The organism is Pseudomonas putida (assembly GCF_028682395.1).
In the GTDB taxonomy this organism is placed as follows: Bacteria; Pseudomonadota; Gammaproteobacteria; order Pseudomonadales; family Pseudomonadaceae; genus Aquipseudomonas; species Aquipseudomonas putida_AB.
In genome coordinates, this window is the sequence record NZ_JANHLC010000009.1 from 23,279 (window position 1) to 35,861 (window position 12,583).

The 12,583-nt window shown below is 62.5% G+C and carries 10 protein-coding genes; 5 read left to right on the forward strand and 5 right to left on the reverse strand.

Annotation, left to right across the window (positions count from 1 at the left end):
• Positions 1–13: 13 nt before the first annotated feature.
• Together lolD and NPS46_RS19625 are read right to left on the reverse strand one after the other, a co-directional pair.
• Positions 14–697, reverse strand: a complete 684-nt coding sequence (lolD, locus tag NPS46_RS19620; protein WP_274110064.1) for a lipoprotein-releasing ABC transporter ATP-binding protein LolD — start codon at positions 695–697, stop codon at positions 14–16.
• Positions 698–704: 7 nt separating this feature from the next.
• Positions 705–1,955, reverse strand: coding sequence for a lipoprotein-releasing ABC transporter permease subunit (locus NPS46_RS19625; RefSeq protein WP_274110065.1), 1,251 nt, complete (start codon positions 1,953–1,955; stop codon positions 705–707).
• 94 nt (positions 1,956–2,049) lie between these two features.
• Between NPS46_RS19625 and NPS46_RS19630 the strand changes: the two genes are divergently transcribed.
• Together NPS46_RS19630 and NPS46_RS19635 are read left to right on the forward strand one after the other, a co-directional pair.
• The gene (locus tag NPS46_RS19630; RefSeq protein ID WP_274110066.1) at positions 2,050–2,637 is read left to right on the forward strand and encodes a PilZ domain-containing protein; all 588 of its coding nucleotides are present in this window, start codon (positions 2,050–2,052) and stop codon (positions 2,635–2,637) included.
• A 48-nt stretch (positions 2,638–2,685) separates the two neighbouring features.
• Positions 2,686–3,408, forward strand: coding sequence for a glycerophosphodiester phosphodiesterase (locus NPS46_RS19635; protein WP_274110067.1), 723 nt, complete (start codon positions 2,686–2,688; stop codon positions 3,406–3,408).
• A gap of 42 nt (positions 3,409–3,450) precedes the next feature.
• Here the strand turns inward: NPS46_RS19635 and sthA are convergent, their stop codons facing one another.
• Complete coding sequence (gene sthA, locus NPS46_RS19640) at positions 3,451–4,845, reverse strand: Si-specific NAD(P)(+) transhydrogenase (RefSeq protein ID WP_274110068.1); 1,395 nt, start codon at positions 4,843–4,845, stop codon at positions 3,451–3,453.
• A 185-nt stretch (positions 4,846–5,030) separates the two neighbouring features.
• Complete coding sequence (locus NPS46_RS19645) at positions 5,031–5,966, reverse strand: FAD:protein FMN transferase (RefSeq protein WP_274110439.1); 936 nt, start codon at positions 5,964–5,966, stop codon at positions 5,031–5,033.
• Between the two features lie 166 nt (positions 5,967–6,132).
• On the opposite strand from NPS46_RS19645, the gene NPS46_RS19650 reads away from it, so the two are divergent.
• Positions 6,133–6,693: a chalcone isomerase family protein gene (locus NPS46_RS19650; protein WP_274110070.1), complete on the forward strand. Its 561-nt coding sequence runs from the start codon at positions 6,133–6,135 to the stop codon at positions 6,691–6,693.
• Positions 6,694–6,901: 208 nt separating this feature from the next.
• Here the strand turns inward: NPS46_RS19650 and NPS46_RS19655 are convergent, their stop codons facing one another.
• Positions 6,902–8,365: a glyceraldehyde-3-phosphate dehydrogenase gene (locus NPS46_RS19655; protein ID WP_274110072.1), complete on the reverse strand. Its 1,464-nt coding sequence runs from the start codon at positions 8,363–8,365 to the stop codon at positions 6,902–6,904.
• A gap of 168 nt (positions 8,366–8,533) precedes the next feature.
• Between NPS46_RS19655 and mfd the strand changes: the two genes are divergently transcribed.
• Both mfd and NPS46_RS19665 read left to right on the forward strand, forming a co-directional pair.
• Complete coding sequence (mfd, locus tag NPS46_RS19660) at positions 8,534–11,983, forward strand: transcription-repair coupling factor (RefSeq protein ID WP_274110074.1); 3,450 nt, start codon at positions 8,534–8,536, stop codon at positions 11,981–11,983.
• A 10-nt stretch (positions 11,984–11,993) separates the two neighbouring features.
• Positions 11,994–12,572: a CsiV family protein gene (locus NPS46_RS19665; protein ID WP_274110076.1), complete on the forward strand. Its 579-nt coding sequence runs from the start codon at positions 11,994–11,996 to the stop codon at positions 12,570–12,572.
• Positions 12,573–12,583: the final 11 nt, after the last annotated feature.

Sequence of the window (12,583 nt, forward strand, 5' to 3'; positions counted from 1 at the left end):
GGGTCCTGGCAAATCAGATAGCGACCAGGCGGCCGTTTTCCAGATGCAGGACACGGTCCATCTGGCGCGCCAGGCTCATATCGTGGGTCACCACCAGGAACGCGGTACGCATCGAGGTGCTGAGCTCCAGCATCAGGTCCTGAATCCCCTGGGCGGTGTTGTGGTCGAGGTTGCCGGTGGGCTCGTCGAGCATCACCAGCCCGGGGCGATTGACCAGGGCCCGGGCAATGGCCACGCGCTGGCGCTCACCACCGGACAGCTCGGCCGGCTTGTGCTCCAGGCGATGGCCCAGACCGACGCGCTCCAGCAGCGCGGTGGCGCGCTCGCGCGCCTCGGGAATCGCGGTGCGGCCAATCAACAGCGGCATGCAGACGTTTTCCAGCGCGGTGAACTCGGCCAGCAGGTGATGGAACTGATAGACGAAGCCCAGCGCACGGTTGCGCAGTTGCCCACGGGCTTTTTCACCCAGGGCCGAGAGCTCTTCGCCCGCCAACCAGACGCTGCCCTTTGACGGGGTATCGAGACCGCCCAACAGGTTGAGCAAGGTGCTCTTGCCGGAACCGGAGCTGCCGACAATCGCCACGCGCTCACCCGCCTGCAGCTCCAACTGCAGGCCGGACAGCACCACCACCGACTCCGGGCCTTCCTCGTAGGACTTGCCCAGGTCGCGGCAACTCAGCACTGCTTTATCACTCATGCCCAACTCACTCATAACGTAGCGCCTCCGCAGGCTGGGTGCGCGCGGCACGCCAGGCAGGATACAAGGTGGCGAGAAAACTCAGGACCAACGCAGCGCCACAGACCATCACGACGTCCTCGGCCATCAGTTGCGAGGGCAGGTAGTCGATGAAGTACACGTCAGCGTTGAGGAATTTATGCCCGATCAGGCTTTCGAGCCCGGCAATGGCGGCGCTGACATTCAGGGCCGCGAACATCCCGACCAAGGCGCCGATCAGCGTACCGACCACACCGATCACGGTGCCCTGGACCATGAAGATCGCCATGATCTGCCCGGGCGTGGCGCCCAGGGTGCGCAAAATGGCGATATCGCCCTTCTTGTCGTTCACCACCATCACCAGGGTGGAAATGATATTGAATGCCGCCACCGCGACGATCAGCAGCAACAGCAGGCCGATCATGGCTTTTTCCATGCGGATGGCCTGGTACAGGTTGCCGTGGGTACGGGTCCAGTCGCGCGCATAGAAGTGGCTCTCACCCAACTGCTGGGCGATTTCCCAGGCGGTGCGCGGCGCCTGGAACAGGTCGTCGAACTTGAGGCGCAGGCCCTGGACCTGATCCGGCTTCCAGCGATGCAGGCGCGCCAGATCATCCAGATTGGTCAACCCCAGGTAGCCATCCAGCTCGCCGGCACCGACATGGAAGATGCCGACCACGGTAAAGCGCTTCATGCGCGGGAACATGCCGGCCGGGGTCACGCTGACCTCCGGCGCTACAAAGGTCAATTTGTCGCCGAGGCCAACGCCCAGCTTGGTCGCCGCCTTGTCGCCGATAATGATGCCGAAGCTGCCCGGCGCCAGTGCATCGAGCTGACCCTGCTGCATAAACTGGTCGATGATCGAGACCGAATGCTCCTGGGCCGGATCGATGGCATTGAGCAGGACTTTCTGCACCTGGCCGTTGTTGGTCAACAACCCCTGCATCTGGGTGAACGGCGCCACCGCCAACACTTTGGGGTTCTGCTTGACCTTGGCGGCCAGGCTTTTCCAGTCGTTGATCGGCTCACCGGATTCGATGGTCGCGTGGGGCACCATGCCCAGTACACGGGTGCGCATCTCATGATCGAAGCCATTCATCACCGATAGCACCACGATCATCACCACCACGCCCAGGGCGAGGCCGATCATCGAGGTCAGGGAGATAAACGACACAAAATGGCTGCGGCGCTTTGCACGGGTATAACGCGTGCCAATAAATACGAAGAGAGGTCTGAACATGTCGGGGCTTGTTCGAAGGAAAGAGGAACGTCCTTGTGGCGGGGTCCGGTAACCAGCTTTACACTCAGAACACCGCCGCTACCATGGGTTCACCATGTCGACATTAGATGAAGAAGATCGCCGCGAATACTATCGTATCGAGGATATGATCGCACTGGAAATTAGCCCCCTGTCCGCCCCGGAAGCCGCAGGCAAGGATGTGCTGCAGGATGCGTCGCCACTCTTCAATCTGCTGAGCGAACTGCACCTGAGCGAGTTCGAGTCCCAGCTTTTGCTGCGCCAGATCAGCGAGCGCGACCGCACCATGGCCAGCTACCTGAAGGTCATGAACAAGCGCATCGACCTGCTGGGCCAGGTTATGGCCCAGAGCGTGCTTGGCCAGTTCGGCGAGCCGCAGCCGGTCAGGATCTCCGAAGGCGGCATCGAGTTCAGCCATCACCTGGCGTATCCGGCCGGCAGTCACCTGGCAATCAAGCTGGTTCTGATGCCCCAGGCCCTGGGCCTGTTGCTACGCGCCAAGGTCACCCACTGCGAACCCCAGAGCTTTGGCACTTTCGAGATCGGCACCGAGTTCGAATCCTTGACCGATGCCCAACGCCAGTTGCTGGCGCGCTATATCCTGCAAAAGCAGGCACAACAGCGGCGCCTGGCCCGCGAACAGAGCGAGCCCGACGCCACTTGAGCCGGCCCCCCGATTATCTGAAGGATTCATTTGCGTGAAGGAGCAGTCGTGACCCTGATTTATGGCCATCGTGGCGCCAAAGGCGAAGCACCGGAAAACACCCTGACCAGCTTTGAGCAATGCCTCCAGCATGGGGTGAAACGCTGCGAACTGGATTTGCACCTGTCCAAGGACGGCGAGTTGATGGTCATCCACGACCCGACCCTCAAGCGCACTACGGACCGGCGCGGCAAGGTGGTCGAATACACCGCCGCCGAACTGGTGACCTACGACGCACGCAAGGGCGGCCCGGGCTGGTTGACGCCCTGCCCGATCCCACGCCTGGAAGACTTGTTCAAGCAATGCGCCTTCGAACACTGGCAGCTAGAGGTCAAGAGCGCTTCGCGCACGCGCGCGGCCACCACGGTTCTGGCAATCCGCGAACTGGCCCAGCAATACGGCCTGCTGGACAAGGTCACGGTCACTTCCAGCTCCCGGGAAGTGCTCAAGGCGGCCCTGGACCTGACACCCGACCTGTCACGCGGCCTGGTAGCCGAGTATGCCTGGCTCGACCCATTGAAGGTCGCCCAGAGCTATGGCTGCGAGATGCTGGCGTTGAACTGGACACTCTGCACCCCGGAGCGGCTGCTCAAGGCGCAGCGTCAGGGCTTGCATGTGTCGGTCTGGACAGTCAACGAGCCTGCGCTGATGCGCAGACTCGCCGACTTCGGCGTAGATAGCCTGATTACAGACTTTCCCGGTTTGGCCACTGCCACCCTTGGGAATAGCTGAAATCGGTCTCCCCGGCCGGCTCAGGCCACCGGCCGGAGCCGCTCAAAAAAGCCGGTTTAGACCGTCATAGGCCGCTACCCGATAGGCTTCGGCCATGGTCGGGTAGTTGAACGTGGTGTTGACGAAGTACTTGAGCGTATTGGCTTCGCCCTTCTGGTTCATGATCGCCTGGCCGATATGGACGATTTCCGAAGCCTGATAGCCGAAGCAGTGTACCCCGAGGATCTCCAGGGTTTCCCGATGGAACAGGATCTTCAGCATGCCCTGGGGCTCGCCGGCGATCTGGGCACGGGCCATCCCCTTGAAGAACGCCTTGCCGACTTCGTACGGCACCTTGGCCTGGGTCAGCTCCTGCTCGTTCTTGCCAATCGAACTGATCTCGGGAATCGTGTAGATCCCGGTCGGCACGTCGTTGACGAAGCGCCAGCTGCCGTTGTCGACAATGCTGCCCGCAGCCGAGCGGCCCTGGTCATGGGCGGCGCTGGCCAGGCTTGGCCAGCCGATCACATCGCCGGCGCCGTAGATGTTCGGCACGCAGGTGCGGTAGTTCTCATCCACCTCGATCTGGCCACGGCTGTTGACCTTGACCCCGATATTTTCCAGGCCCAGCTTGTCGGTGTTGCCGGTGCGGCCATTGCACCAGAGCAAGGCGTCGGCCTTGATCTTTTTACCCGACTTGAGGTGCAGGATCACGCCGTTGTCGACGCCCTCGACACGCTCGTAGTCTTCGTTATGGCGCACGGTGATGTTGTGGTTGCTGAAGTGGTAGCTCAGCGCCTGGGAAATTTCCGAATCGAGGAAGCTGAGCAACTGGCCACGGTTGTCCACCAGCTCGACCAATACCCCCAGGCCGCTGAAGATCGACGCATATTCGCAGCCGATCACCCCGGCGCCATAGACGATCAGTTTACGTGGGGTGTGACCCAGGCTCAGGATCGTGTCGCTATCGTAGATACGCGGGTGGTGGAAATCGATATCGGCCGGACGATACGGGCGCGAGCCGGTGGCGATAATGATGTGCTTGGCGACCAGCTTCTCGACCACGCCGTTGGCGCACACCACTTCGATGGTCTGCTCGTCGGCGAAACTGCCGGTGCCAAAGAACACATCAACCCGGTTACGGGCGTAATAACCCGTGCGCGAGGCAACCTGCTTGGCAATGACCTTTTCCGCGCTCTTGAGCACATCCGGGAACGAGAACCAGCGCGGCTCACCAATGGCCCGGAACATCGGGTTGGTGTTGAACTGCATGATCTGGCGCACTGAGTGACGCAGGGCCTTGGACGGGATGGTGCCCAGGTGAGTGCAGTTGCCGCCGACCTGGCGACGGCTATCGACCATCGCCACCTTGCGTCCTGCTTTCGCGGCGTTCATCGCCGCACCTTCTCCAGCCGGGCCGGAACCCAGTACCACTACGTCGTAGTTGTAGACAGCCATGCGTACTCCTCAGAACAGGCCAAGGCACCCCTTTTGGCACCCTTGGCTAAATCATGCCGCGGCCAGCGGACATGACGAAAAAACTCGGGACACAGTCTATAGAAGCGTCAACGCCGCGCACATTAACCCTTGGTCGCGTCGTAGGCTATTTTTTGCTGCGCTACATAATCAAATCCCTACCAGATTCATCGGTCTTTCACTTGCGCCGTCGAACCGGCAAACAACTTGTCGAAGTCCGCACTGGTGCGACTGACAAATCCACCCTCTGCGCGCACCACAAAAACCGCTGCAATACCGTGGCGCCGGGCATAGGCCTCGCCCTGCTCTGGCCCGAGGATCAACAGCAAGCTCGACAGGCCATCGGCCATCAATGCCGAAGCATGAATCACCGTCACCGCCGCCAGGCCATGGGTGATCGGCGCACCGGTGCGCGCATCGAGCGTATGGGAGTAACGCCGGCCGTCCTGCTCGAAGTAATGACGATAGTCACCCGAGGTGGAAACCCCATAACCGTCGATGGCCAGGATGCGCTGCGCCACCTGGCGGTCATCCCGTGGCTCTTCCAGCGCCACGCGCCAGGGCGAGCCATCGGGCTTTTTACCGATAGCCTTGAGCTCGCCCGTGGCTTCGGCGAGAAAACTGTCGATCCCCAGCTCGCCCAGCCGCGCACTGATCCGGTCGACCGCATAGCCGGCGGCAATGCTGTTGAAATCCACCTGCACCGGCGCGTCCTTGCACAGCAACTCACCCTCGATGCGCAGATGGGTGTATCCGACCCGCCGCATCGCTTGCGCGAGGGCCTGGGCATCCGGCACCTGCTCTTCGCGCCCCTGGGGGCCGAAGCCCCATAGATCGAGCAAGGGCTCCACGGTCAGGTCGAATGCGCCGGCGCTTTCGCGGGACAAGCGATCGCCCATGGCGACCAACTGCAACACCGCCGGGGGCATGGCCTGGCAGGTATTGGCCGGCAAGGCGTTGAAGCGCTCGATATCCGAGTCACTGCGGTAAGTCGACAACTGCTGGTCAACCTGGGCCAGAATCGCCTCGACTTCAGCCTGGACCTGCGCCGGTGGTGGGCCATCGGCATGGCGCAGATACTGGATGGTATAGGTGCTGCCCATGGTTGGACCGCCAATGGTCTGCACCTGATCGCGCGGACCACAGGCCGTCAAGAGGCTCGACAACAGCCCCACCCCGATCACCGACAATACAAATCGCTGCAACAAAACCCTGAACCTCCACTAAGACGCCTAACCTGAAAGCAGACACCACCCAGGGCCAGCCATTATGCGCCACATCGCCTTCTCCCTTCTGCTCGCGTGCAACGCCTGCGCCTTGACGGCCGCAGCGGCCCCGCTCGAGCTGGCGCGCTTCGCCAGCCAGCGCGACAACGGCAATGAACAGCTGGAGCGCAAGAGCCAGAGCGTGCTCACCTATCTCTGGATCGATGTCTACGCCGCCGCTTTCTATGCGCCACCCGCCATCAGTGCCCGACAAGCGGTTGCACAAATGCGCGACCAGCGCCTGGAACTGTATTACCTGCATGCCATCGACCGGCGCGATGTGATCAAGGCGGCCAACACCACCCTGCAACGCCAGCAGGAACCGGCCCGCCTGGCGCGCCTGCAGAACGACGTGCAGCGCCTGCACACCAGCCTGCAGAACATCCGCGTCGGCGATCGCTACGCCCTCGACTATCGCAATGGTCGCGGGCTGGATCTGGAACGCAACGGCCAGGTGATTTTCAGTAGCGCAAACCCGGAACTGGCCACCGCCTACCTGGCCATCTGGCTCGGGCCCGACGGTCTCTCGCCGACGCTACGCGAAGCCTTGCTCGGCCCGCCCTAGCCTGCCACCGCGCAGGCAGCAGCGGGCATCCGCCTCAGTGCTGCGACAGTGCTGGGGGCGCGCCCCTGGTGCTGTGCGGCGGCAACCGTCACGAACGGCGCGCGGCGCAGGCCGCCGCCAACGCCTGAGCAGCGACAAAAAAAAACGCCCCGAACCAGTCGGGGCGTTTTTTTGCAGGAGCAAGCGAACTCGCGAGCGGCCTGGCTGCTTAGCGTGGGAACGCAGGCGGGTTGACCCCGGCCATGTCTTCCATCACGCGAACAACCTGGCAGCTGTAACCGAATTCGTTGTCGTACCAAACGTACAGGACAACGCGGTTGTCTTGGCAGATGGTCGCTTCAGCGTCCACAACGCCAGCGTGGCGCGAGCCCACGAAGTCGGTGGAAACCACTTCCTGGGAATTGACGAAGTCGATCTGCTTGTGCAGGTCGGAGTGCAGCGCCATGTAGCGCAGGTACTCGTTCATCTCTTCACGGGTGGCGGCTTTCTCAAGGTTGAGGTTGAGAATGGCCATCGACACGTTCGGCGTCGGCACACGGATCGCGTTACCGGTCAGCTTGCCGGCCAGCTCAGGCAGGGCCTTGGCAGCAGCGGTGGCAGCACCGGTCTCGGTGATCACCATGTTCAGCGCAGCACTGCGGCCACGGCGATCGCCCTTGTGGAAGTTGTCGATCAGGTTCTGGTCGTTGGTGTACGAGTGAACCGTTTCAACGTGACCGTTGACGATGCCGAACTTGTCATTCACAGCCTTGAGCACCGGCACGATGGCGTTGGTGGTACAGGAAGCGGCGGACACGATCTTGTCGTCAGCGGTGATCTCGGCATGGTTGATGCCGTGAACGATGTTCTTCAGTTTGCCCTTGCCCGGTGCGGTCAGGACCACACGGTCGATACCCGGGCAAGCCAGGTGCTGGCCCAGGCCGTCGGCGTCACGCCACACACCGGTGTTGTCCACCAGCAGTGCGTCTTTGATGCCGTACTGGGTGTAGTCGACCTCAGTCGGGCTCTTCGCGTAGATAACCTGGATCAGGTTGCCATTGGCGGTGATGGTGTTGTTGACTTCGTCGATGGTGATGGTGCCGTTGAACGAACCATGGACCGAGTCGCGGCGCAGCAGGCTGGCGCGTTTGGTCAGGTCATTCTCGGCGCCCTTGCGCACCACGATGGCACGCAGACGCAGGCCGTCGCCACCACCGGTTTTCTCGATCAGGATGCGCGCCAGCAGGCGGCCGATACGACCGAAGCCGTACAGCACAACATCAGTGCCCTTGCGCGCCGCAGCGTTTTGCTGACCCACGACGTCGGCCAGTTCTTCACGCACGAACTGCTCGGCGCTGCGGCCGTTGCCTTGAGCCTTGAATTTGACGGCCAGCTTGCCCAGGTCCACCGAAGCGGCACCGAGCTTGAGCTCGCTCATCGCCTTCAGGAGCGGGAAAGTCTCGTGGACGGACAGTTCGACATCGTCGGATTGGCGATGGCGAGCAAAGCGGTGAGCTTTGAGAATCGCGATGACAGACTGGTTGATCAGGCTGCGGCCATAGATCGAGCTAACCACATTGTTATTGCGGTAAAGCTGACCGATAAGCGGAATCATCGCTTCTGCGAGTGCTTCACGGTCGATCCATTCACCAAGACACTGGTCGGGCTTCTGAGTCACGGGAACCTTCCACATGTAGGGGCTGAAAAAAGGGGCTACATTATGCCGCCGAGTGGTCTGCGGAGCAATGCGCGCCTGTCGCGAGATACATTGCATGGCTGCCAGGGCAGTCTGCAACTGACAGCCGGGGTCTGCGCCCGCTACAATTGCCGACTTTGTCGCAACGCTGGAGCTCAACCTTCCGTGCCCGTTCTGCGTCTACCGCTACTCCCTGCCGCCGCAGGTAAACAGCACTGGGGCAATTTGCCCGGTGCCGCCCTCAGCCTGGCCATCGCCGAGGCTGCCAGCGCCGCGAAGCGCTTCACCCTGCTCCTGACCGCCGACAGCCAAAGTGCCGAGCGACTGGAACAGGAGCTGGGTTTCTTCGCCCCGGATTTGCCGGTGCTGCATTTCCCGGACTGGGAAACCCTGCCCTACGACCTGTTCTCGCCGCACCAGGACATCATCTCCCAGCGCATCGCCAGCCTGTACCGGCTGCCGGAGCTGACCCATGGCGTTTTGGTAGTGCCGATCACCACGGCCCTACATCGCCTGGCACCGACGCAGTTTCTGCTCGGCAGCAGCCTGGTCCTGGATATCGGCCAGAAACTGGATGTCGAGCAGATGCGTACGCGCCTGGAAGCCAGTGGCTACCGCTGCGTCGACACGGTCTACGAGCATGGCGAATTCGCAGTACGCGGCGCACTGATCGATCTGTTCCCGATGGGCAGCAAGCTGCCTTATCGGATCGATCTGTTCGACGATGAAATCGAGACCCTGCGCACCTTTGACCCGGAAAACCAGCGCTCCATCGACAAGGTCGAATCGGTACGCCTGCTGCCCGCCAGGGAGTTTCCGCTGCAAAAGGACGCCGTAACCCGCTTTAAAGCGCGCTTTCGCGAACGTTTCGACGTCGACTTCCGGCGCTGCCCGATCTTCCAGGACCTGAGCAGCGGGATTACCCCGGCCGGTATCGAGTACTACCTGCCGCTGTTCTTCGACGATACCTCGACCCTGTTCGACTACCTGCCCCAGGACACCCAGGTGTTTTCCCTGCCCGGCATCGAACAGGCCGCCGAGAACTTCTGGTCCGATGTGCGCAATCGCTATGAAGAGCGCCGCATCGACCCCGCACGGCCATTGCTGCCGCCCGCCGAGCTGTTCCTGCCGGTGGAAGACTGCTTCGCTCGCCTTAAAAGCTGGCCGCGCGTGGTCGCCAGCCAGCAAGACATCGACGCCGGCGGCGGTCGCGAACGCTTCCCGGCCCAGCCGCTGCCCAACCTGGCCATTGAAGCCAAGGCCAACCAGCCCCTGGCGGCGCTTGCCGACTTCCTCGACCAGTTCCCTGGACGCGTACTGTTTACCGCCGAGTCGGCCGGGCGCCGTGAGGTCCTGCTGGAACTGCTCGAACGCCTGAAGCTACGGCCAAAGACCGTCGACAGCTGGCCCGATTTCGTCGCCAGCCGTGAGCGCCTGGCGATCACCATCGCCCCGCTGGACGAAGGCCTGCTGCTCGACGACCCGGCCCTGGCGCTGGTCGCCGAGAGCCCGTTGTTCGGCCAGCGAGTCATGCAACGCCGGCGCCGGGAAAAACGTGCCGACGCCAACAACGATGCCGTCATCAAGAACCTGACCGAGCTGCGCGAAGGCGCGCCGGTGGTGCATATCGACCATGGCGTCGGCCGCTACCTGGGCCTGGCGACACTGGAGATCGACAACCAGGCCGCCGAATTCCTCACCCTGGAGTACGCCGAAGGCGCCAAGCTCTATGTGCCGGTAGCCAACCTGCATTTGATCGCCCGGTACACCGGCAGCGACGACGCCCTCGCCCCGCTGCACCGCCTGGGCTCGGAAACCTGGCAGAAAGCCAAGCGTAAAGCCGCCGAGCAGGTTCGCGATGTGGCCGCCGAATTGCTGGATATCTACGCCCGCCGCGCCGCCCGCGAAGGCTATGCGTTTGCCGATCCGAAGGCCGACTATGCAACCTTCAGTGCCGGCTTCCCGTTCGAGGAAACCCCGGACCAGCAAACGGCCATCGAAGCGGTGCGCGCCGATATGCTCGCGCCCAAGCCGATGGACCGCCTGGTCTGCGGCGACGTGGGCTTCGGCAAGACCGAAGTGGCCATGCGTGCAGCCTTTATCGCGGTACATGGCGGCCGCCAGGTTGCCATCCTCGTGCCGACGACCCTGCTCGCCCAACAGCACTACAACAGCTTCCGCGACCGCTTCGCCGACTGGCCGGTGACCGTGGAGGTGATGAGCCGCTTCAAGTCGGCCAAGGAAATCAATGCCGCGGTCGCCGACCTGGCCGAAGGCAAGATCGATATCGTGATCGGCACCCACAAGCTGCTGCAGGACGATGTGAAGATCAAGAACCTGGGCCTGGTCATCATCGACGAAGAGCACCGCTTTGGCGTGCGCCAGAAGGAACAGCTCAAGGCCCTGCGCAGCGAAGTCGACATCCTGACCCTGACCGCCACACCGATCCCGCGCACGCTGAACATGGCGGTCTCGGGCATGCGCGACCTGTCGATCATCGCCACACCGCCGGCCCGCCGGCTGTCGGTGCGCACGTTCGTCATGGAGCAGAACAAAAGCACGGTCAAGGAAGCCCTGCTGCGCGAGTTGTTGCGCGGCGGCCAGGTCTATTACCTGCACAACGACGTCAAGACCATCGAAAAATGCGCCGCCGACCTGGCTGAACTGGTGCCCGAGGCACGTATCGGCATCGGCCACGGGCAGATGCGCGAACGCGAACTTGAGCAGGTGATGAGCGACTTCTATCACAAGCGCTTCAACGTGCTGATCGCCTCGACCATTATCGAGACCGGCATCGACGTGCCGAGCGCCAACACCATCATCATCGAGCGGGCCGACAAGTTCGGCCTGGCCCAGTTGCACCAGTTGCGCGGCCGAGTCGGGCGCAGTCACCACCAGGCTTATGCCTACCTGCTGACCCCGCCGCGCCAGCAAATCACCCCGGACGCGGAAAAGCGCCTGGAAGCCATCGCCAATACCCAGGACCTGGGCGCGGGCTTTGTACTCGCCACCAACGACCTGGAAATCCGCGGCGCTGGCGAGTTGCTGGGCGATGGTCAGAGCGGACAGATCCAAGCCGTCGGCTTCACCCTTTATATGGAAATGCTCGAGCGGGCCGTCAAAGCCATCCGCAAGGGCGAGCAGCCCAACCTCGACCAGCCGCTGGGTGGTGGCCCGGAAATCAACCTGCGTCTGCCGGCGCTGATTCCCGAAGATTATCTGCCCGATGTGCACGCGCGCCTGATCCTCTACAAACGTATCGCCTCGGCGGCCGATGAAGAGGGGCTCAAGGACCTGCAAGTGGAAATGATCGACCGCTTCGGCCTGCTGCCCGAACCGACGAAGAACCTGGTCCGCCTGACCCTGCTCAAATTGCAGGCCGAGCAACTGGGGATCAAGAAGGTCGACGCCGGCCCGCAGGGTGGCCGTATCGAATTTGCCTCGGACACTCCGGTAGACCCGCTGGTGCTGATCAAGCTGATCCAGGGCCAGCCCAACCGCTACAAGTTCGAAGGGGCCACGCTGTTCAAGTTCATGGTGCCGATGGAACGCGCCGAAGAGCGCTTTAATACACTGGAGGCGCTGTTTGAGCGCCTCACTCCGAAAACAGCCTGAAGGACGCCCGATGCGCCTTATTCGTTCACTGACCCTGCTGCTGTCCCTGCTGGCGCTGCAGCTCTCCTCGGTGGCCCGTGCCGATGACCTGTACCAGGTCGAGATGATCCTGATCCGACAGAACGCGGTACCGTCGTTCAACACCCAGCCGGCCCCGGAAAACTGGGCAGCCGGCGCGGCGCGCCTTAGCCCGCAGGACGAGCGTCGCACCAGCCTCGACGACATCGCCAACAAGCTGGCCGCCAGCCCGGATTACAGCGTGCTGCTGCACAAGGCTTGGCAGCAGGCGCTGGGCAGCGAGCCCACTACGATTGCGATCAGCAGCGGCCAGGAGCAGTTCGGCCAGCACCCCATCGAAGGCACCCTGGGCCTGGCGCTTGGGCGCTTTACCGATGTCGACGCGCAGTTCTGGGTCAACCAGTTCGACGGCAATGGCATGATTGTCGCCAGCGAGCGCCTGAAGCAAAGCAGCCGCACCAAGAACGGCGAGCTTAACTTTATCGACAATGGTCACCTGGCCCTGCTGCTCAAGGTCACCCCCCTGAACGCGCCGCCCAAAACCGCAGCGCCGCTCGGCCTTCCGGACTGAACCGCGCTGCC